The organism is Streptomyces niger, from assembly GCF_000718305.1.
Taxonomy (GTDB): Bacteria; Actinomycetota; Actinomycetes; order Streptomycetales; family Streptomycetaceae; genus Streptomyces; species Streptomyces niger.
On record NZ_JOFQ01000003.1, the window covers coordinates 357,179 to 378,044 of the forward strand.

The following is a 20,866-nucleotide window of genomic DNA, read 5'->3' on the forward strand; positions in this document are numbered from 1 at the left end:
CACGGACTGAGGACAGGACATGAGCAGAAGCGGACACCTTGCGATCACGGAGGTCCGGTTCCCGGCCACCCCGGGCGGCCCGCCGGGTGTGGAGGTGGTCGACTTCGCGGGGCTGGTCGCGGCTGCACGCGGCCGCGGTGAGGACGAGTACGGCCCCCGCAGGCCTGTCTTCCACCAGCTGATCGCGGTGAAGTCCGGGGTGCTGCTCTGCTCCGTGGACTTCGCGGAGTACGTGGTGGAGGAGGGCGGCTGGGTGTGGGTGCGGCCGGGGCAGGTATTGCAGTTCCGTTCCGACCTCACGGCGGCGGAGGGCACGGTCGTCCTCTTCCAGCCCAGCTTCCTCAGTACGGCCACCGCCGACATCGCGCACGTGGACCAGCGGCCCCGACGGTTGCCGCTGGTCCCCACGGGCGCCGCGCGCGGTCCCGTACGGCACACCCTGGAGATGCTGGAGAGCGAGTACCGCCGGCTGGCGGATCTGCCGCTGGAGGTGCATGTGGAGGTGGTCCGGCACCTGCTGTCGATCCTCGTGCTGCGCCTGTCCCACCTGCCGGGCGATCAGCCGGGCCCGACGGCGGCCGGCACGGCGTTCCGCCGCTTCCAGCAGGCCGTGGAGCGCGACTTCACGCGCAGCCATCACGTGGCGGACTACGCGGCCGCGCTGGGCTACAGCGTCCGTACCCTCACCCGTGCCACCCGCGCCGCCGTCGGGTGCGGCGCGAAGCGGTTCATCGACGACCGCATCGTGCTCGAAGCCAAGCGGCTGCTGCTGCACACCGACCTGTCGGCCACGGCGGTCGGCGAGCGCCTCGGGTTTCCGGGGGCCACGGTGTTCAGCCGCTTCTTCCGCGAGCGCGCGGGCGAGACCCCGGCCGCGTTCCGGCTGCGCGCCACGGGGGCGCGGCCGTCGTCCCGCTGACGGTTGCTCCGCTCGCCGCCGCGCCGGTCAGGCGCTGAGGGCCAGGCGGTGGAGGTGCTCGAGGGCGTCGAGGACGACGGTGCGCTGGTGCCAGGCCAGCCAGCGGCCGGCCTGGTCGCCGATCCGGTCCATGGCGCGGGCCTGGGCCGGGCCCAGCAGATGGACGGGGCGCTCGTGGTGGCTGGAGACCATGCCGAGGCAGATTCCGCGCCCGGTGGTCAGCGGCGTGCTGTGGGCTGCGCGGCTGCCGGCCTGGAGGATCTTGTAGCGGGCTTCCTCGCTGAAGACGGGGTCGGTGGCCACGTCGGTGACGGTGACCCGGGTGACGTTGCGTGCCGCCTGCGCGCAGGAGGTGCCGTCCTTGCCCACGACGTCGAAGTAGTCGACGAACTCCTCGTTCAGGCCCTGGTGCTTCTCGATGCGCAGCCCGCCGGCATGGCGGTCGGCGAGCTGTACGTTGCCCATCGCGGTGTCCGAGATCAGCAGGGTCTGGTGCAGTACGGCCGAGATCACGGCGCCGCGGTTGGCGGATTCCGAGTTCACCTGCGGCAGCGCCGTCAGTTTCGGCGGACGGGTACGGACGCGGTCGGGGAACCAGCGTGTCTCGCCCTCCTCGGGACGGGGTGCGCTGAGCACCGCGGAGGCCAGGGAGCGCAGCTTGACGTTGTGGCGTTGCGAGGCCGTCTGCAGCAGGGTGAAAGCGGCCTGGCCGTCGCGCAGCCGGTACCGCTCCTGCAGGACGCCTTGGGCCTGTGCGATGAGGGGGTGGGTGCGGACCTTGGCCTGCAGGTCGCGCACCTTGCCGCGCAGCCGGTCGAGTTCCTCGCGGGACAGCGCGTCCAGCTCCGTGGCCGGCAGGGGTACCGCCGCGCTCGCGCCGCCGTTCCACAGGGAATCGGGCAGGTCGGGTACGCAGGCGGTGATGAGGTCGTGGATCTCCGGCAGCAGGATTAGACCGGAGTCGGCCACCTCGTCGACGGCGAGGGCCCGGGCGGCTTCGTCGGAGGGCGCGGCCACCATGAGGTGGATGTCCCGGCTGCCCAGTTCCGTCGCGCACTTGGCGAGGGCACGGGCGGCGGCGCCGGACATCCGCCGTACGCCGGACAGGTCGACCGCGACCGCCTGCGGCTGTCCTTCGGTCTCCAGGATCGTGGCGAAGAGCGGGTGATCGGCGGATTCGAGCATGCCGTCGGCGCCGAGCATCTGCAGCCAGCCGGCCGCGGCAGGCAGACGAATCACACCGGACCAGATTCCCTGCGCTCCCCTGTCGTTCATCACGCCTCCGCATGCAACCGTCCGATACCTGAACGGCCGGCAGGGGGCCGTGCAGGGTCCCAGTGGAACATCTTTCTTCCGGCCCGTCGCCGGCGGACGGTGTCCATCAGCCCACCGAGACACTTGTCACCATCCGGCGGCCGGGCACAGACTGTGCGTCCGGACAGCAGTCGCACGCCTCCGACCAGCAAAAACGGCAAAACAGCAAGATCTGTGAGAACAGCCCGGCAGCAAGAAGAAAGCAGAGCACCGTGACGACGTCGATCACCGAAATCGAGACCTACGGCGTGGAGCGGATACCTGACGAGGACCGCTCGGCCCGCCCGCTGGACCTTTTCCGGCTGGCTTTCGGCGGGGCCAACACCTTCGCCACGTGCGTTCTCGGCGCCTTCCCGGTCCTGTTCGGGCTGTCGTTCGTGCAGGGGCTCGCGGCGACCGTCCTCGGGCTGGTCGCCGGCGCGGCGTTGCTGGCTCCCATGGCGCTGTTCGGCCCGGCGAACGGCACGAACAACGCCGTCTCCTCCTCCGCCCATCTCGGCGTGCACGGCCGGATCGTCGGATCCTTCCTCTCCCTCCTCACCGCCATCGCGTTCTTCTCCATTTCGGTGTGGTCCTCCGGGGACGCGCTCGTCGGCGGCGCGCACCGGCTCGGCGGGGTCCCGGAGTCGGGCGTGCTGTACGGCCTGGCCTACGCGCTGTTCGGCGGGCTCGTCCTCGTGGTGTGCCTGTACGGCTTCCGGTTCATGCTGCTGGTCAACAAGGTCGCCGTGGTGGCGGCGTCGGCGATGTTCGTGCTCGGCGCCTTCGCGTTCGCCGGGGATTTCGACCCCGGTTACGCGGGCTCGTTCGCCTCGACCGCCGACCCGCTGTTCTGGCCGTCCTTCATCGGCGCCGCGCTGATCGTGCTCTCCAACCCGGTGTCCTTCGGCGCGTTCCTCGGCGACTGGTCCCGGTACATCCCCGCCACCACCCCGCGGCGCCGGGTCATGGGCGCGGCTTTCCTGGCCCAGCTGGCAACGCTGCTGCCGTTCGTCTTCGGGCTGGCCACCGCGTCGGTCATCGCCGAGAAGGCCGGGCGGTATCTCGACCCGGCCGCGCCGAACTACGTGGGCGGTCTGCTCGCCGTGTCGCCGGGCTGGTACTTCCTGCCGCTCTGCCTGATCGCGCTGATCGGCGGCCTGTCCACGGGAACCACCGCGCTGTACGGGACGGGGCTGGACTTCTCCAGTGTCTTCCCGCGCTTCAGCCGGGTGCAGGCCACGCTGTTCATCGGGGTGCTGTCGATCGCGTTCATCTTCGCTGGGCGCTTCGCGCTGAACCTCACCCAGTCCATCTCCACGTTCGCCACGCTGATCATCACCTGCACCGCACCGTGGATGGTCGTCATGATCCTCGGCTACGTCACCCGCCGTGGCTGGTACGACGGGGACGCCATCCAGGTCTTCAACCGCCGTCAGCGAGGCGGCCGTTACTGGTTCACGCACGGCTGGAACTGGCGCGCCATGTCCGTCTGGCTGGTGTCGGCCGCCGTGGGGCTGCTGTTCACCAACCTGCCGGGCCAGTTCGTCGGCCCGCTCGGGGACCTGGCCGGCGGCGCCGACATCTCGCTGCCGGTAGGTCTCGTCCTCGCGGCGGTGCTGTACCTCGCGCTGCTCGCCGTCTTCCCCGAGCCGCGTGCGGTGTACGGGCCGGCCGGCCCCCGGTTCGTCCGGGCGGCGACCGCCCAGGTCCCGCCGATCACCGGCGGTCCGGAGACGCCCGCCGACGTACCGGCAACCGCCGGCTGAGCGCCTGCCGTACGGGGGCGACGGGCCGGCGCTGTCACGTGACGCACCACCTACACTCGGCGGCCATGATCGACACTACGACCACCTCCCCCGCCGCCCCGTCCGCCCACCAACCGCCGCTGTTCGACACGATGTCGACCATGCGCGCCATGCGCCGGCTGAAGCCCGATCCGGTACCGGACGAGCTGCTGGACCAGCTGATACAGGCGGCGGTCTGGGGCCCCAGCGGCGGCAACATGCAGCGTTACGAGTACGTCGTCGTCACGGACCCGGAGGTGATGGCGCGGCTGGCGCCGCTGTGGAAGCGGTGCGTGGACGCCTACCTGGCCACCACCGGCAGGCACGGGCCCGAGGGAATGCCGGAGGCGGCGTACGCGCGGATGGTCGCCGCCATCGAGTACCAGCGCGACCACTTCGCGGCAACGCCCGCTCTGATCATCCCCTGCTACCGGATGCCCGAGCTGCAGACGGACGATGCCGGGGTGCAGGCGTACGTGGCGGCGCTGGGCACGACGGCGGCGGCGGAGCTGGCGGGGACGCAGGAGCGCTTCACGGCGCTGGCCGAGGGCTCGTGCGTCTATCCGGGCGTGCAGAACCTGCTGCTCGCCGCGCGCGGCCTCGGCCTGGCCGCCAACATCACCATCTGGCACCTGATGCTGGAGTCGGAGTGGAAGGACGCCCTGGGGATCCCCGCGGGCATGCGGACGTTCGCCGCGATTCCGGTCGGCTGGCCGATGGGCAACTTCGGCCCGGTGCGGCGCCGCCCCGTCTCGGAGGTCGTGCACCGCAACGGGTGGTGACGACGGTGTGACCGTACGGCGGGAGGGTGGCCCGGCTCACGCCCTCTCCCGCTCGCCTCACCCGCATTGTTAGGTGTAGTATGCATCTATATGAGTGAGGTCAAGGCATGGGGCTCCGCCCTCCAGCACAGCTTCCGGGCTGCGCTGAAGGTGGAGCGCGTATTTTCGGATCCCTGGGCGATCGCCCGGGCCGTACTGGCCGTCATCGCGGCATCGGTCATCGGCGCACTGCTGGACGACCCGCTGGCCTGGGCGATGATGACCGTGGGCACCTTCATCTGCGGCATCGGCACACTGCTGGCGCCCATCCGGCACCGCGCGGTGAACGCCCTCGCTCTCGGCGCGGGCTTCACGCTCGCCACGCTGATCGGGGTGTTCCTCCACCCGATGGGCTGGTGGTTCCTGATCGTCCTGGCGCTCGCCGCCTACCTCGCCGGCCTGTGGCGCGCCCTGGGCGTGGCCCCCGGCATCCGCGCCTGCCTGGTCACCATCGGGCTCATGATCACCGCGGACCTCTCCCCCGGCATCTCCGCCGGGCTGACGATGGTCCAGTGGATCGCGGCCGGCGCCGCACTGGTGGTACTCGTCCAACTGCTGCCCCCGTACGGCCGGCGCCACCAGGCCCAGCGCAAGGCGGTGGCGGCCGTGTACCGGACGCTGGCGGACACCGCCCGGGCCGGCGAGCCCGCGCCGTACCTGTCGTCCGCGCCCTTCTCCGCGGCCCGCTCCGCCCTCGACCTGCTTCCGGGCTTCGCGCGCCCCGCAGCGGCCCCGCTCTACGGGCTGCTCACGGAGGCGGAGAACATCCGGCGCGCGCTGCTGTTCCTGCCCACGGGCCGGGCGGCGCGCCTGCCGCGGCCGGCCATCGCCGAGGCACTGGACGCGGTCGCCCGTACGGTACTGACCGCTCAGCGCCAGGACGCCGACGCCGAGACCGCCCGGCTGCTGGACTCCTGGACCGGCCCCGAGGCCGAGACGCTGCGCCCCCGCCTCCGGGAAGCGGCGCGACTGGCCGACCACTGGCTGGAATCGCGCGGCCCTGACGGGCTGGACCAGGTCCTGGACGCTTTCCCGGCCGAGAACGCACTCCGCTCCGGATGGCGCCGGCTGCGCGCCGAGCTGCGTCCCGGCGCCCCGCTGTTCCTGCACGCCATCCGCATCGCGGTCGGCACCGCGGCCGGTGAGGCGGTGGGCCGCGCGTTCGGCGACTTCTGGGGGTACGCGCTGCCCGACCACGGCTTCTGGGCGGCACTCACCACGATGCTGGTGCTCTTCCCCGACTACGGGCACACCTTCGCCCGCGGCTGGGCCCGCCCGATCGGCTCGATTCTCGGCGGGCTCGCGGCATGGGTCGTGCTGCTGCCGAGCGGGTGGTCCGCCGGCTGGCTGGTGGCCGTGGCGACGGTCCTCGCGGCGTGCGTCTTCCTCACGCTCCGCGTCGGCCAGCTCGTCCTGAACTTCTTCATCACCGCCTGGATCGTCTTCCTCATCTCCCGCCTCGGCTCGGCCCCGCACCTGATCGAATGGGGCCGCCCCGCCGACACCCTGGTCGGCGCGCTGCTCGGCCTGGTGGTCTTCGTGGCCATCCCGACGTACCACCACCACCGCACGCACGAGCTGCTGGCCGACTGGCTGCGGGTGCAGCGGCGGCTGCTGCCCGCGCTGGTCACCGGGTACGCCGAGGCCGGAGCCGCGGACGCCGCGGAGATCGACGTACTGCGGCGGCAGGCCCGGCAGGCGCGCGAGCGCCTGGACGGGGCGATCGCCAGCCTCGGCCACGAGCCGCGCCGGCACCGCTCCCGCTGGTCCGCCGCCGAGCTGACCGGGATCCAGCACGCGGTCTACGAGATCAGCCGGTGCGCCTCGGTGCTGTACGACCGGCAGCCGGGCAGCGCGGCGGACGCCGTACCGGAGACCGCCGAGTTCGCCGCGGTCCTCGACCACCACCTGGCGGAGCTGGCCGCCGTGGTCGCCGCGAAGGGCCGCCCGGCGCCGGGCGAGCTGCGCGCCGCCTTCGACACGACGGCCACCCGCAGCGGCCTCGCCGACCTGGTCGACCCCGCCGCGCCCGACGGCGTCGCGCACGCCCGCGGCCGGGCCCTCACCCTGTGCCTGCGCACCGTGACCGCCGTCGAGGAGCTCGTCTCCCGGCTGGCGACCGGCCCGCAGGACCAGGCGACCACCTCGTCCACCGGCCCGGCTGCCCGCCGGGCCGCCACCACCCACGCAGGGAGCTGATCCACCGATGACCACGGGGAACGCGCACACGCTCACCCAGCGGATCGAGGCCGCCGTCGCCGCGCCGGCGACCGACGACGCCTTCGACGTCCGGGCCGCCTTCGCGGAGGTCCTCGCGGGCATCGGCATGAGCCCCGAGGACACCGGGGGCGAGATCACCTTCCACGGCGCCGACCCCGTCGTACCGAGCACCCTGCGCCTCGGTGCGGCGGCCGGCATCGCGCTGGCCGTCAAGTCCGCCGCGCTCGCCAAGCTGTGGCGGCTGCGCGGCGGCGCGGGCCAGGACATCTCCGTCGACCTGCGCAGCGCCCCGCACCGGCTGTGCCCGTTCTACGACCGCCGCTGGGAGCTGCTGAACGGCTATCCGCCGGCCTCCACCGCCAACGTGAACCAGGCGCTCGGCTTCTCCTTCTACCCCACCGCCGACGGCCGCTGGGTGATGCCGCTGAACCCCTACCCCGGCATCAAGACGGCCGCCCAGAAGCTGCTGGGCACCCCGGACGACCCGGACGCCGTGGCCGCGGCCGTCGCCAAGTGGAAGGCCGCCGACCTGGAGCAGGCCGGCGTCGAGGCCGGTGTGGTGATGCCGGTGCTGCGCTCCCCGTTGGAGATCCTGGACGAACCGCAGTACCGCGACCACCTCGCACACATGCCGCTGATCCAGATCGAGAAGATCGGCGACAGCCCGGCCGAACCCCTGCCGGAGGGCGCCGAGCAGCCTTTGTCGGGCATCCGGGCGCTGGGCATGGGGCATGTGATCGCCGGGGCGGGCGCGGGGCGGGCGCTGGCGCTGCACGGGGCCGACGTACTGAACATCTGGCGCCCGGGCGAGCACGAGCACGACGCGACGTACACCACCGCCAACGTCGGCGTCCGCTCCGCCACGCTCGACCCGCGCTCCGCGGACGGTTCGGCGCGGCTGCGCGAACTGCTGGGCGGGGCCGACGTGTTCTACGCCAACCGGCGCCCCGGCTACCTGGAGAGCATCGGGCTCGGCCCGGAGCAGGCCGCGGCGGCCCGGCCCGGCATCGTGCACGCGACGGCCACCCTCAACGGCCCCACCGGGCCGTGGGCCGACCGGGTCGGCTTCGATCAGACGGCCGGCAGCCTGGTCGGGATGATGAACCTGGAGGGCGACGGGGAGCGGCCCGGGCTGCCGCCGATCCTGGTGGTCAACGACTACATCGTGTCCTGGCTGATGGCCGCCGGGGTCAGCGAGGCGCTGGCCCGCCGGGCACGCGAGGGCGGCAGCTACCGGGTGCACGTCTCGCTGACCCGGGCCGCGCTGTGGATCCTCAGCCTCGGCGTCTTCGACAAGGCGTACGCGGCCGAGGTCGCCGGCACCGGCGAGCGCCACGCCTACCTCGACCCCGAGACGTTCACCGCCGACACCCCGCTCGGCACGTACCAGGGCGTCACGGACCAGGTGCGGATGTCCGGTACGCCGGGCCGTTACCCGTTCACGCTGGTCGCCCGGGGCTCCTGCCGCCCGGAGTGGCTCGCGGGCTGAACACCTCGCGTCCGGCAGCACAAGGGGAAGCACGCCCTTGGCAAGAACTGTGCCAAGCCGGAACGCACCGTGGTTCGCTCACCTCCTCATCGATGAGCGGGGCACGGGCCGCCCACCATGAAGGCGTTGCCGGGCGGCCCGGCCCCGGAGGTCTCGACGTGTGGGAGTGATGGGTGCATGGGTCTGACCAGCCGGGCGCTCGAATACGTGGTGCTGGTGACCGCGGTGCTGTGTGTGGTCCTCACGGTGTGGCTGTGGCCACTGCTGGCCGGGCGCGGACTGCTGCCCGTACTGGGCCGGTTCGTCTCGATCGGCGTCACCCAGCTCGCGATCGTCTGCGCGCTGGCCCTCGGCGTGAACTCCGCCTACGAGTTCTACGGCTCGTGGGACGAGCTGCTCGGACACAACGAGCAGGCGCCGGCACCGGTCATCCGGCACAGCGGCCGGGACGTGACCGCCGGGGTGCGGGGCGGGCTGGTGCAGGCGGCCGGGCCGCAGGGGCTGGACCGGGTGCCGGGGCTGCCCACCGGGCCGCCGGAGAAGGCCGGCCGGGTGGAGTCCGTACGCATCATGGGACGCCGGACCCGGGTGGTGAATCCGGCCTTCGTGTATCTGCCGCCGCAGTATTTCCAGCGCCAGTTCCGCCGGCAGCGGTTCCCCGTCGTCGTCGCGATCAGCGGCTACCCCGGCGGCATCATCAACCTCGCGCAGTACCTCCGGGTGCCGCAGACCGCGGGCCGGCTGATCTCCCGGAACGCGATGCCGCCGACCGTCGTCGTCATGGTCCGGCCGACCATCGCGCCGCCGCGGGACACCGAGTGCGTGGACGTGCCCGGCGGACCGCGGGCCGAGACGTTCTTCACCAAGGACCTGCCGGACGCGCTGAAATCGGCCTACCGTGTCGGCCACGACCCGAGCGCGTGGGGCGCCCTGGGCTACTCCTCGGGCGGCACCTGCGCCCTGCAGCTCGCCATGCGCAACCCGCACGTCTACACCGCGGCCGCCGCGTTCTCCGCCGACTACCGCGTGCGCGACGACCTCACCACGGGGCGCCTCTTCGGCTCCGGTCCGCGCGCCGCCCAGCGGCAGCGCGAGCACGACCTGTTCTGGCGGCTGGCCCACCGGCCGGTGCCGCGGATCTCCGTATTGGTGGCCAGCAGCAAGCGGGGCGAAGGCGGGTATCCCGACACGATGCGGTTCGTGCGCGCGGCGAAACCGCCGATGGCCGTGGACTCCCTCATCCTCCCCCGCGGCAGCCACCACTTCACGACCTGGCGACAGGAGATCACCCCGGCGATGAAGTGGATGGGCACCACGCTGACCTTCCCGCAGGACGTGGCGCCGCGGCCGCACAAGAACGGGCGGCCCGCGTCCTGACCCTTGACAACGGCATTGGTCTGAACCATTTTTAGCGCAGACACGGTGGCCGCCGTCTCGTACGTGCAGTGACCCGCACGACTTCCTGGTCCGCCTCATGCACCGGAGACAGCCATGCCCCGTACCGCAGATGTCCGACCCGGCCGGCACAGACGCCGGCTCACCACCCTCCTCGCCGCCGTCGCGGCCGCCGTGTGCGCGGCGGGCGGCACACAGGCGGTCGCCGCGCCACAGGCCGACGTCAACGTCGCCAAGAACGCCGGATACGAGTCGGGGCTGTCCGGCTGGACCTGCTCGAACGGCAGCGGCACGACCGTCACCAGCCCCGTGCACGGCGGCACGAGCGCGCTCAAGGCCACCCCGGCCGGCTCCGACAACGCCAAGTGCACCCAGACCGTCGCGGTGAAGCCCGCCTCGACGTACCGACTCAGCGCGTACGTCCAGGGCTCCTACGCCTACCTCGGCGCGTCGGGCACCGGCACCACCGACGTCTCGACGTGGACGCCGGGCGGCTCGTCCTGGCAGCAGCTGAGCACCACCTTCACGACCGGCCCCGACACCACGTCCGTCACCGTCTACACGCACGGCTGGTACGGGCAGGCTCCCTACTTCGCCGACGACATCAGCGTCTTCGGGCCCGACGGCGGAGGCGGCACCGACCCGATCCCCGGCGTGCCGGCCACACCCACCGGGCTCACCGTCGGCACCGTGACCAAGTCCTCGGTCGCGCTGTCCTGGAACGCCGCCGAGGACGCCACCGCCTACACCGTCTACCGCGACGGCGCCAAGTCGCAGACCGTCAGCGGCACCTCCGCCACCGTCACCGGCCTGAGCCCCGCGACCGCTTACCGCTTCCAGGTCGCGGCGTCCAACGCGGCCGGCGAATCCGCCAGGTCGGCCGAGATCACCGCCACCACCGCGCCCGACGGCGGTACCGGCGGCAACCCGGCGGTACCCGAGCACGCGGTGACCGGGTACTGGCAGAACTTCAACAACGGCGCCGCCGTACAGAAGATCAGCGACGTGCCGAGCCAGTACGACATCATCGCGGTCTCCTTCGCCGACGCCACCGGCACGCCCGGCGCCGTCACCTTCAACCTCGACACCGCGGGCCTGAACGGCTACACCGTCGACCAGTTCAAGGCCGACATCAAGGCCAAGCAGGCGGCCGGCAAGTCGGTCATCATCTCGGTCGGCGGCGAGAAGGGCACCGTCTCCGTCAACGACGCCACCTTCGCCGCGAACTTCGCGAACAGCGTGTACGCACTGATGCGGGAGTACGGCTTCAACGGCGTCGACATCGACCTGGAGAACGGCCTGAACCCCACCTACATGTCGCAGGCTTTGCGCTCCCTGTCGCAGAAGGCGGGCAGCGGGCTCGTCATCACGATGGCGCCGCAGACCATCGACATGCAGTCGACGTCGGGCGGCTACTTCAAGACGGCACTGAACATCAAGGACATCCTGACCGTCGTCAACATGCAGTACTACAACAGCGGTTCGATGCTCGGCTGCGACGGCAAGGTCTACAGCCAGGGTTCGGTGGACTTCCTGACCGCGCTGGCCTGCATCCAGCTCGAAGGCGGCCTCGACCCGTCCCAGGTCGGCATCGGCGTACCGGCCTCCACCCGCGGTGCGGGCAGCGGCTACGTCGCGCCGAGCGTCGTCAACGCCGCACTGGACTGCCTCACCAAGGGCACCGGCTGCGGTACCTTCAAGCCCGCGAAGACCTACCCCGGCCTGCGCGGCGCGATGACCTGGTCCACCAACTGGGACGCGACCAGCGGCAACGCCTGGTCCAACGCGGTCGGCCCGCACGTGCACGCGCTGCCGTAACGGCGCCGGCCCGCCCGTCCCCACGTGCGCGGACGGGTCGCAGTTCACTCGACCGTGACCCAGACATCACCTTCCGTTCGCCCGCACGACACTCACCTCATACGAAAGATCGGCGAGCATTCATGCGCAGTTCGTTGTGTCGATGAGTGTGGCGCCGTGAGGGGAACAAAAGTGCAGAGCCGACATCTGGTCCGTACGGGACGTACGAGTCGATGGAGCGCTCTGCTCGCCGGAGCCTGCGCAGGCACCCTGCTGCTCACCGGGTGCGGTGCGCAGGCCACCGGCGGGACGAACGGGAACGGACGCGCCGCCGAGCCGGTGCCCGCCGGGATCGACTGCGCGGGCGCCGGCAAGGTGCGCGGCTCCGGCTCGACGGCACAGCAGAGCGCGATGGAGCACTGGATCGACGAGTACCAACGGGCCTGCCGGGGCGCCCGCATCGCCTACAACCCGCTGGGGTCCGGCGCCGGCGTCGCGCAGTTCCAACGGGGGGCGACCGCGTTCGGCGGCACCGACGGGGTGCTCAGCAAGCAGGAGATCGCCTGGTCCCGGGACACCTGCCGGGGTGGCCGGGCCATCCACCTCCCGATGGTCGGCGGCCCCGTCGCCATCGGCTTCAACCTGCCCGGCGTCGACCACCTGGTGCTGGACGCCCCGACGCTCGCGAACATCTTCGACTCCCGCATCACCACCTGGGACGCGCCGGCCATCCGGAAGCTCAACCCGGATGCGGAACTGCCGTCCTCGCCCATCCGGCCGATGCACCGCTCGGACGACTCCGGTACCACCCAGAACTTCCAGGACTACCTGGCCGGGGCCGCGCCCGGCGCCTGGCCGCACCCCGTCGCCAAGTCGTGGCAGGGCAAGGGCGGCGGAGCCGGCAGCGGATCGTCACGCATCGCCTCGGAGGTGGCGTCCTCCCCCGGCACGATCGGCTACTTCGAGCTGTCCTTCGCCGCCGCGCGCAACATCACCACGGTCAGCATCGACACGGGCGCCGGCGCCCCGGTGGCCCCCACCACGGAGACCGCCTCGGCCGGGATCGGCGCCGCGGACATCGTCGGCGAGGGCAACGACAAGACCCTCGCCTTCGACTATGACGCACCGAGGCCCGGCGCGTACCCGATCGTCCTGATGACCTACGAGGTCGTCTGCGACAAGGGCAACCAGCCCGGTTCGCTGCCGGTCCTGAAGTCGTTCCTGAGCTACACCGCCGGTGCCGAGGGTCAGAAGCGCCTCGCCGCGCTGCACTACGCCCCCCTTCCGGCCGCGGTCGCCACGGAGGTCCGCCGGGCGGTGCGCACGCTGTCCTGACCCCCTGTCCTGACCGGCGGGCGGCGCGGCCGTCAGGTGCCCTTCCGCTGGTCGCGGGGGTGGCGCCACAGTGGGTACGGGAGGCCGGCCAGGCGGTTGATGAGACAGCCCTGCGCGCTGAGCACCAGCACCGCGAGCATGATGGTGGCCAGCTCGGCGGGGCTGCGCAACAGGCCCAGGGCGACGATGAGGGTGGTGGCGCCGGCCGGCGGGTGGTCGGCGCGGAAGACCGGCATCAGCGTGCAGGTCAGGCCGAGGGCGATGACGGCGGCCAGCACCCGCCGCCAGTCGACGTGCATCAGGTCGGGCCCGGTGTGCAGCAGCCCGGTGACCGCGAGCCCGAACCAGCCCGCCAGCACACCGATGAGGTGGCCGTACACGGTGTTGTGCGGCGAGGCCGTCGGCGCCTCGGGGGTGCGGAAGAGCAGGAACGCGGTCGGCCCGAGGGAGGGGAACAGGAACGGCTGGTGCGTGACCAGCGCGATGACGGCCATGAGCAGCAGCGCGATGAAGGCGTTGACACCGCAGTACGCCGCGCGCAGCCACCGGGAGGGGTAGCGCCGCTCCAGCACGTCGAGGTGGAGCGCGTCGAGGTGCCGGCCTTCGGCGCGCGGTGCCGCGCCGAACAGCCGCTTTCCCAGGCGGGTCACGATCCGGTGCGCTCCCATCCCCGTCGCGGGCGGGCCGTCCCGGGTCCGCGGGTGACGTCCCGCGAGCGGTAGACGAGGTACGGGCGGAAGAGGTACGCCACCGGTGCGGTGAACGCGTGCACCAGGCGGGTGAACGGCAGCAGTGCGAAGAGCAGCAGGGCGATGGTGACGTGGAGGTGGTACTCGGTCGGCGCCTCGGCCATCAGCCCGGTGTCGGGGAGGAAGGTGAACAGGCTGCGCAGCCAGGGCGAGACGGTGGTGCGGTAGTCGTAGGTGGCGCCGAACGCGTTGATCAGTGTGGTGGCGAGTCCGGTGCCCAGGGCGGCGACGAGGAAGACGTACATGACCTTGTCGTTGCGGGTGGTGGCGAGGAAGACCGGTCCCGTGGTCCGGCGCCGCCAGATGAGCAGCACCAGGCCGCCGAAGGTGAGCACGCCGGCCACCACGCCGAGGGCGAGGGCCAGGGCGTGGTAGGTGGCCTCGTTCACTCCGACGGCGGCCGTCCAGCTCGCGGGGATCAGCAGTCCGATGACGTGGCCGGCGATGACGAAGAACAGGCCGATGTGGAAGAGCGGGCTGCCGATCCGCAGCAGCCGGGACTCGTACAGCTCCGAGGAGCGGGTGGTCCAGCCGAACCGGTCGTAGCGGTACCGCCAGATGGTGCCGGAGATCAGCAGTCCGATGGCCAGGTAGGGCAGTGCGCCCCACAGGAAGGTGTTCAGGGCAGCCATCGATTGCCTCCGGGGCTGTCGTAGGGCTGAAGGCCGACCAGTTCCGGGCCTGCGAGGTCGGCGGGGACACGGGCAGCGGGTGACCGCGCGTACAGTGCGCGCGCCTCTTGCTCGGTGCGGGGCGAAGGACCGGGCAGGGTGGCGCACACGGCTCGGAGGAGCAGCGCGTAGGGCGTGCCGGCCTCGACGAGGGCGAGCCGGAGCAGTTCCAGGCCGGTGCGGTGTTCCTGGAGGAGTGCCGTGCCGTCCGCCGGCTCATGGGCGGCGTACTCCAGGACGACCGGGAGGTGGTCGGGGAGTTCGGTCTCGGCCGGGTGCAGGCCGTGTGCCCGGTAGCGGGCCTTGAGGGCCGCGAGGGAGTGGCCGCGGCGGCGGGTGTCGCCGTCGCTCCACCAGGTGAGGTGCAGGGAGCGGCGGTTACGGGTGTCGAAGACGGCGACGTAGTGTTCGCCGGCCCGGAGGGGGTCCTGCTCCGCGAGGTACGCGACGAAGGTGCGGACGTCCGCCGCCGCGTCCGAGGCGGCCGTCCCGTCCAGGGCCGCCGTGATGAGCGGCAGGCGGTCGAGCAGGGTTCGGTCGGGGTGGTCCAGGCAGAGGCCGGCGGCGCGGCGGAGCACCGCGTGGTCGTGCGGGTCGGGGTGGTGGGCGTCGGGCTGCCCCTGCGGTGCCGTGCGCCGGCGGAGAGCGGCGGCGATGCGCGGTGTTTTCATCGCTCCCCCGTATGTGTGTCGTCGGTCGTGTCGCGCTCCGGGCGGGGCGGGAAGAGTCCGGCGGGCCGGCCGTTGCCGTCCCAGTTCAGGAGGTTGACCCGGGCGCCGGGCCCGGCGGCGTCGGCGGGCCGGTCGTCGGTGGCGCGGGAGCGCAGTGCGTGGAAGTTCTCCACGGCGGCCGGCGCCGGTCGGCCGGACGCCTCGCCGAACGGGCCCGAACCGTGGCCGCCTCCCATGCCGGGCCCGCCCTCGAAGTCCAGGCTGCACCCGCCGAGGGCCGACTCCTCCAACGCCTCCGCCGCCCCCACCGCGGCGGTCGGGATGACGTACCGGTCCTCGTACTTGGCCAACGCGAGCAGCCGGTACATGTCGTCGAGCTGCTCGGTGGTCATGCCGACCGACGCGGCGATGGCGGGGTCCGGCGCGTCGCCGAGGTTGAGGCGGCGCCGGTGGGCCCGCATGGCGGCCAGTCTGCGCAGGGCGGCGTCGACCGGTGCGGTGTCCCCTGCGGTGAACAGTTCGGCGAGGTAGGCGACCGGGATGCGGAGCGTTTCGATGGCGCCGAAGAGGTTCTGCTCGTCCTCCCCGTCGTGGCCGGTGGCGGTCAGCGACTCCACCACCGGGGAGAGCGGCGGGACGTACCAGACCATCGGCATGGTGCGGTACTCGGGATGCAGTGGCAGCGCGACGCGGTGGGTGGCGATCAGGTCGTACACCGGGGAGCGGCGGGCGGCGTCCAGCCAGGCGAGCGGGATGCCGGCGCGTTCGGCGGCGTCGGCGACGGCCGGATCGTGCGGGTCGAGGAAGAGCCGCAACTGGGCCTCGTACAGGTCCTGTTCCTTCGGGGTGGCGGCGGCCTCCCGCACCCGGTCGGCGTCGTACAGCAGCACGCCGAGGTTGCGCAGCCGGCCGACGCAGGTCTCGGAGCAGACGGTGGGCAGTCCGGCTTCGACGCGCGGGTAGCAGAAGGTGCACTTCTCGGCCTTGCCGGTGCGGTGGTTGAAGTAGATCTTCTTGTACGGGCAGCCGGTCACACACATTCGCCAGCCGCGGCAGCGGTCCTGGTCGACGAGGACGATGCCGTCCTCCGCCCGCTTGTAGAGCGCGCCGGACGGGCAGGTGGCCACGCACGAGGGGTTCAGGCAGTGCTCGCAGATGCGCGGCAGGTAGAACATGAAGGCCTGCTCGAACTCCAGCCGCACCTGCTCCGACATCCGCGCCAGTACGGGGTCGTCGGGGCCGTGCTGGGGCATGCCGCCGAGGTTGTCGTCCCAGTTCGCGGACCACGGGACGGTGTCCATCCGTTCCCCGCTGATCAGGGAGCGGGGCGCCGCCACGGGGAAGTCGTCGCCGGTCGGCGCCTCGGTGAGGGTGCGGTAGTCGTACGTCCACGGCTCGTAGTAGTCGCGGATGTTCGGCAGCACGGGGTTGGCGAAGATCGAGACCAGGCGGCGGAGGCGGCCGCCGGAGCGGGGCCGCAGCCGGCCGCGGCGGGTCAGCTCCCAGCCGCCGCGCCAGCGCTCCTGGTCCTCGTGGCGGCGCGGGTAGCCCTGCCCCGGGCGGGTCTCGACGTTGTTGAACCAGGCGTACTCCACGCCGGCCCGGTTGGTCCAGGTCTGTTTGCAGGTCACCGAGCAGGTGTGGCAGCCGATGCACTTGTCGAGGTTCATCACCATGGCGATCTGGGCCATGACCCGCATCAGTAACGCACCTCCTGGGAGCGGCGGCGGATCACGGTGACCTCGTCGCGCTGGTTGCCCGTGGGGCCGAAGTAGTTGAAGGCGAAGGAGAGCTGGGCGTAGCCGCCGATGAGGTGGGTGGGTTTGAGGAGCACCCGGGTCAGGGAGTTGTGGGTGCCGCCGCGCCGGCCGGTGGCCTCGCTGCGAGGGACGGCGACGGTGCGGTCCTGGGCGTGGTGGACGTAGACGGTGCCGGTGGGCATGCGGTGGGAGACGACGGCGCGGGCGACGAGGACGCCGTTGCGGTTGACGGCCTCGATCCAGTCGTTGTCGGCCACGCCGATGGCCTGGGCGTCGGCGGGGCTGATCCAGAGGAGCTGGCCGCCGCGGGAGAGCGCCTGCATGAGCAGGTTGTCCTGGTACTCGGAGTGGATGGACCACTTGTTGTGCGGGGTTAGGTAACGCACCGTCACCTCGCGGCCACCGTCGGGGCCGAGCCGTGGTTCGCCGAAGAGGCGGTGGATGTCCAGCGGCGGCCGGTACAGCGGCAGGGCCTCGCCCAGTTCGTGGATCCAGTCGTGGTCGAGGTAGAAGTGCTGGCGCCCGGTGAGGGTGTGCCAGGGCTTGCCGTACTCGGTGTTGAGGGTGAACGGGCTGTAGCGCCGGCCGCCGGACTCCACGCCGGACCACTCGGGGCTGGTGAGGCTCTGCTGCGGCTGCACTCCGGTGTCGGCGAAGCGGATCCGCCGCTCCCGCTCGCCCTGCCCCAGCTCCGCGATGCCGGGGCTGCCCACCCGCCGCGCGAGTGTGCGGAAGCCCTGGTCGGCGAGGCGGCCGTTGGTGGTGGCGGAGAGCGCGAGGACCGCCTCGCACATCTTCTCCGCGGTGTCGAGGAGCGGCCGGCCGTCGGCGGGGCCGCCGCGCGCCGTGCCGCATCGCCGGGCGAGTTCGGCCAGTTCCTCGCCGACCTCGTAGGTGAGGCCCTTGGCGGTGAGTCCCTTGGCGTCGGCGAGCGGCCCGAGGGTACGCATCCGGTCGGCGACGGCACCGTAGTCGCGCTCGACGACGGTGAGCGCGGGCATCGTCCGGCCCGGCACCGGCGTGGTGCCCTCGGTCCGCCAGTCGTGGTCGGCGCCCAGTGGGTCGCCCAGTTCGGTGGGGGTGTCGTGCTGGTGCGGGGTGGCGACCACGTCGCGGCGTACGCCGAGGTGCCGGGCGGCGAGCGCGGAGAACGCCTCGGCCAGCGCCTGGAAGGTGTCGTGGTCGGTGCGGGCCTGCCAGGGCGGATCGATGGCCGGGTTGAAGGAGTGCACGAAGGGGTGCATGTCGGTGGTGGAGAGGTCGTGTTTCTCGTACCAGGTGGCGGCCGGGAACACCACGTCGGACAGCAGGGCCGTCGACGTCATCCGGAAGTCCAGGTTGACCAGCAGGTCGAGCTTGCCCTCGGGGGCTTCGGGGCGCCATCGCACGTCGCGTGGGCGAGCGTCCTCGGGAGCCTGCTGGGCGCGGAGGTTGGCGTGCGTGCCGAGCAGGTGGCGCTGGAAGTACTCGGCTCCCTTGGCGGAGGAGCCGAGCAGGTTGGACCGCCAAGTGAGCAGGATGCGCGGCCAGTTGGCGGGGTCGTCGGGGTCCTCGCAGGCGAACCCGAGGCGGCCGGCGGCCAGTTCGGCGGCGATGTGTGCGCCCGGGTCGCGGTCCCCGTCCGCGGCGGCCTCGTCGGCGAGGTCGAGCGAGTTGCGGTCGAAGGTGGGGTACGAGGGCATCCAGCCCATCCGCGCCGAGCGGGCCAGCACGTCCACCGCCGACATCCCGGCGAACCGCCCCTCCCCCAGCGGGGACGCCAGCGCATCGGCGCGGAACGGGTCGTAGCGCCACTGGTCGGTGTGGAGGAAGAAGAAGCCGGTGCCGATCATCTGGCGGGGCGGGCGCTGCCAGTCGGCGGCGCCGGCCAGCGCGGTCCAGCCGGTGAGCGGCCGACACTTCTCCTGGCCGACGTAGTGTGCCCAGCCGCCGCCGTTGCGGCCCTGACAGCCGGTGAGCAGCAGCAGGGTCAGGAAGGTGCGGTAGATGGTCTCGGAGTGGAACCAGTGGTTGGTCCCCGCGCCCATCAGGATCATGCACCGGCCGTGGGTGCGTTCCGCGGTCCGCGCGAACTCCCGGGCGATGCGCACCACGGCGGCCGCCGGTACTGAGGTCAGCGCCTCCTGCCAGGCGGGGGTGCCCGGGCTCGCCGCGTCCTCGTAACCCGTCGGCCACTCCCCCGGCAGCCCGTCCCGGCCCACGCCGTAGCCGGCGAGCAGCAGGTCGAAAACCGTGGTGACCAGCGGCCCGTCGGGGGTCAGGCGGCGCGCCGGTACGCCGCGTCGCAGTACGTCCCCCGTGCCGTCCGCGGTGTCGAAGCGCGGCAGCAGCACTTCGACGCCGTCCGCCGCCGCGTCCTCGTGCAGTGTCAACCGGGGCACCACCTCGCCCAGTTCCAGGTTCCACCGGCCGTCCTCCCCCGACCAGCGGTCGGCCACCGTCCCGTCCGGCACGACCGGGCGCCCGGTGGCATCGTCCAGCAGCACCGTGCGCCACTCGGCGCGCTCGGCCGTGGCGTCCGCGCCGCCCAGCTCCGAGGCGCGCAGGAAGCGGCCCGGTACGTACGCGCCGTCCCGCTCCCGCAACGTCACCAGGAACGGCAGGTCGGTGAAGCGGCGGACGTAGTCGGTGAAGTACGGCACCTGCCGCTCGACGAAGCACTCGCGCAGGATCACGTGCCCCATCGCGAAGGCCAGCGCGCCGTCGGTGCCGGGGTGCGGGTGCAGCCACTCGTCGGCGAACTTGGCGTTGTCGGCGTAGTCCGGCGCGACGACCACGACCTTCTGGCCGTTGTACCGTGCCTCGGCCATCCAGTGGGCGTCCGGCGTGCGGGTGACCGGCACGTTCGAGCCCCACATCAGCAGGTACGCGGCGTCCCACCAGTCGCCCGACTCGGGTACGTCGGTCTGGTCACCGAACACCTGCGGCGAGGCCACCGGCAGATCCGCGTACCAGTCGTAGAACGACAGCATCTGACCGCCGATCAGCGACACGAAGCGGGCGCCCGCCGCGTGCGAGACGATCGACATGGCCGGGATCGGCGAGAAACCCGCGATCCGGTCCGGGCCGTGCTCGCGGATGGTGTGCACATGGGCCGCGGCGACCATCTCCAGCGTCTCCGCCCAGGTCGACCGCGCCATCCCGCCCTTGCCGCGGGCCTGCTGGTAGCGGCGCCGCCGCTCCGGGTCGCCGACCACGTCCGCCCAGGCCAGCACCGGATCGCCGAGCCGTTGCCGGGCCTCCCGGTACATCTCGGCCAGCACCCCGCGCACGTACGGGTAGCGCACGCGCGTGGGCGAGTAGGTGTACCAGGAGAAGGCCGCACCCCGCGGGCAGCCGCGCGGCTCGTACTCGGGGCGGTCGGGCCCCGCGCTGGGGTAGTCGGTCTCCTGGGTCTCCCAGGTGATGATCCCGTCCTTGACGTACACCCGCCAGCTGCACGAGCCGGTGCAGTTCACGCCGTGCGTGGACCGCACCACCTTGTCGTGCGCCCAACGGTCCCGGTAGAAGACGTCCCCGTCCCGGCCGCCCTTCAGGTGCACCGCGCCGAGATCCCGCGTGTACTCACCCCGGCTGAAGAACCCGCCGAGGCGCAGCAGCGCGTCGGCCGCTCCGCCCGTCGGCGCGGGGCCCCCGGTCGTCACCGCGTCGCTCATCGCCCCTCCTCGCCACCGGGACGCGGGGCGCCGCCCACCGGCGGACATCTGCGGACATGAACTGTAAAGCCACCATGGCTGCCCAAAGGTTAGTCCGCCCGCCTCCCACCGTCACCGGGACCACGCCGCACGTCTCCGCCAATACCGGCACGCACGTTCCCTTCATGGGCGGAGGAGCACGCCGACCTCTTCCGGTGAGCCCGGCCCCGGCGCTCTTCCCCGTGCCGTGACCGCCGCTCCCCCATTGCCCGGCGGGCCCTGTGCCACAGGCGCCGATCCCGGCCACCAGGAGCACCGGCACAC

General features: G+C 72.3%; 14 protein-coding genes. 8 read left to right on the forward strand and 6 right to left on the reverse strand.

Annotated elements, in window-relative coordinates:
• The first annotated feature begins 19 nt into the window (after nucleotides 1-19).
• A complete protein-coding gene (locus tag IF20_RS08195) occupies nucleotides 20-919 on the forward strand; it encodes a helix-turn-helix transcriptional regulator (protein ID WP_052864323.1) in 900 nt (299 codons plus the stop codon).
• A 27-nt stretch (nucleotides 920-946) separates the two neighbouring features.
• On the opposite strand, the gene IF20_RS08200 is transcribed toward IF20_RS08195, so the two are convergent.
• Nucleotides 947-2,158, reverse strand: a complete 1,212-nt coding sequence (locus IF20_RS08200) for an ANTAR domain-containing protein (protein WP_234426570.1) — start codon at nucleotides 2,156-2,158, stop codon at nucleotides 947-949.
• A 287-nt stretch (nucleotides 2,159-2,445) separates the two neighbouring features.
• Here IF20_RS08200 and IF20_RS08205 point away from each other — a divergent pair, with 287 nt between their 5' ends.
• The 7 genes from IF20_RS08205 (at nucleotide 2,446) to pstS (ending at nucleotide 13,056) form a co-directional block, all read left to right on the forward strand.
• Nucleotides 2,446-3,981 carry a purine-cytosine permease family protein gene (locus IF20_RS08205; RefSeq protein WP_052864324.1) on the forward strand — a complete coding sequence of 512 codons (1,536 nt, stop codon included), beginning with the start codon at nucleotides 2,446-2,448 and terminating at the stop codon, nucleotides 3,979-3,981.
• Between the two features lie 65 nt (nucleotides 3,982-4,046).
• Nucleotides 4,047-4,781: a nitroreductase family protein gene (locus IF20_RS08210; protein WP_052864325.1), complete on the forward strand. Its 735-nt coding sequence runs from the start codon at nucleotides 4,047-4,049 to the stop codon at nucleotides 4,779-4,781.
• Between the two features lie 90 nt (nucleotides 4,782-4,871).
• A complete protein-coding gene (locus IF20_RS08215) occupies nucleotides 4,872-7,019 on the forward strand; it encodes an FUSC family protein (RefSeq protein ID WP_052864326.1) in 2,148 nt (715 codons plus the stop codon).
• A 7-nt stretch (nucleotides 7,020-7,026) separates the two neighbouring features.
• Nucleotides 7,027-8,529, forward strand: a complete 1,503-nt coding sequence (locus tag IF20_RS08220; protein WP_052864327.1) for a CoA transferase — start codon at nucleotides 7,027-7,029, stop codon at nucleotides 8,527-8,529.
• Between the two features lie 177 nt (nucleotides 8,530-8,706).
• Nucleotides 8,707-9,906 carry an alpha/beta hydrolase gene (locus IF20_RS08225; protein ID WP_052864328.1) on the forward strand — a complete coding sequence of 400 codons (1,200 nt, stop codon included), beginning with the start codon at nucleotides 8,707-8,709 and terminating at the stop codon, nucleotides 9,904-9,906.
• Between the two features lie 114 nt (nucleotides 9,907-10,020).
• Nucleotides 10,021-11,742, forward strand: coding sequence for a chitinase (locus tag IF20_RS08230; protein ID WP_052864329.1), 1,722 nt, complete (start codon nucleotides 10,021-10,023; stop codon nucleotides 11,740-11,742).
• Between the two features lie 171 nt (nucleotides 11,743-11,913).
• Nucleotides 11,914-13,056 carry a phosphate ABC transporter substrate-binding protein PstS gene (gene pstS / locus IF20_RS08235; protein WP_234426571.1) on the forward strand — a complete coding sequence of 381 codons (1,143 nt, stop codon included), beginning with the start codon at nucleotides 11,914-11,916 and terminating at the stop codon, nucleotides 13,054-13,056.
• Between the two features lie 32 nt (nucleotides 13,057-13,088).
• Here the strand turns inward: pstS and IF20_RS08240 are convergent, their stop codons facing one another.
• Genes IF20_RS08240 through IF20_RS08260 form a run of 5 tightly spaced genes read right to left on the reverse strand, consistent with a single transcriptional unit; the run spans nucleotide 13,089 to nucleotide 20,563 of the window.
• On the reverse strand, nucleotides 13,089-13,706 hold the full coding sequence (locus tag IF20_RS08240) for an HPP family protein (RefSeq protein ID WP_199896526.1): 618 nt from the start codon (nucleotides 13,704-13,706) through the stop codon (nucleotides 13,089-13,091).
• Entirely contained in the window at nucleotides 13,703-14,428 is a 726-nt protein-coding gene (narI, locus tag IF20_RS08245; protein WP_199896535.1) for a respiratory nitrate reductase subunit gamma, read from the reverse strand. The genes IF20_RS08240 and narI overlap by 4 nt, the downstream gene beginning before the upstream one ends.
• On the reverse strand, nucleotides 14,425-15,147 hold the full coding sequence (narJ, locus tag IF20_RS08250; protein WP_110943956.1) for a nitrate reductase molybdenum cofactor assembly chaperone: 723 nt from the start codon (nucleotides 15,145-15,147) through the stop codon (nucleotides 14,425-14,427). The genes narI and narJ overlap by 4 nt, the downstream gene beginning before the upstream one ends.
• Nucleotides 15,144-16,847, reverse strand: a complete 1,704-nt coding sequence (narH, locus tag IF20_RS08255) for a nitrate reductase subunit beta (RefSeq protein ID WP_052864331.1) — start codon at nucleotides 16,845-16,847, stop codon at nucleotides 15,144-15,146. Before narH ends, narJ begins: the two co-directional genes overlap by 4 nt.
• Nucleotides 16,847-20,563, reverse strand: coding sequence for a nitrate reductase subunit alpha (locus IF20_RS08260; protein ID WP_052864332.1), 3,717 nt, complete (start codon nucleotides 20,561-20,563; stop codon nucleotides 16,847-16,849). Before IF20_RS08260 ends, narH begins: the two co-directional genes overlap by 1 nt.
• Nucleotides 20,564-20,866 lie beyond the last annotated feature (303 nt).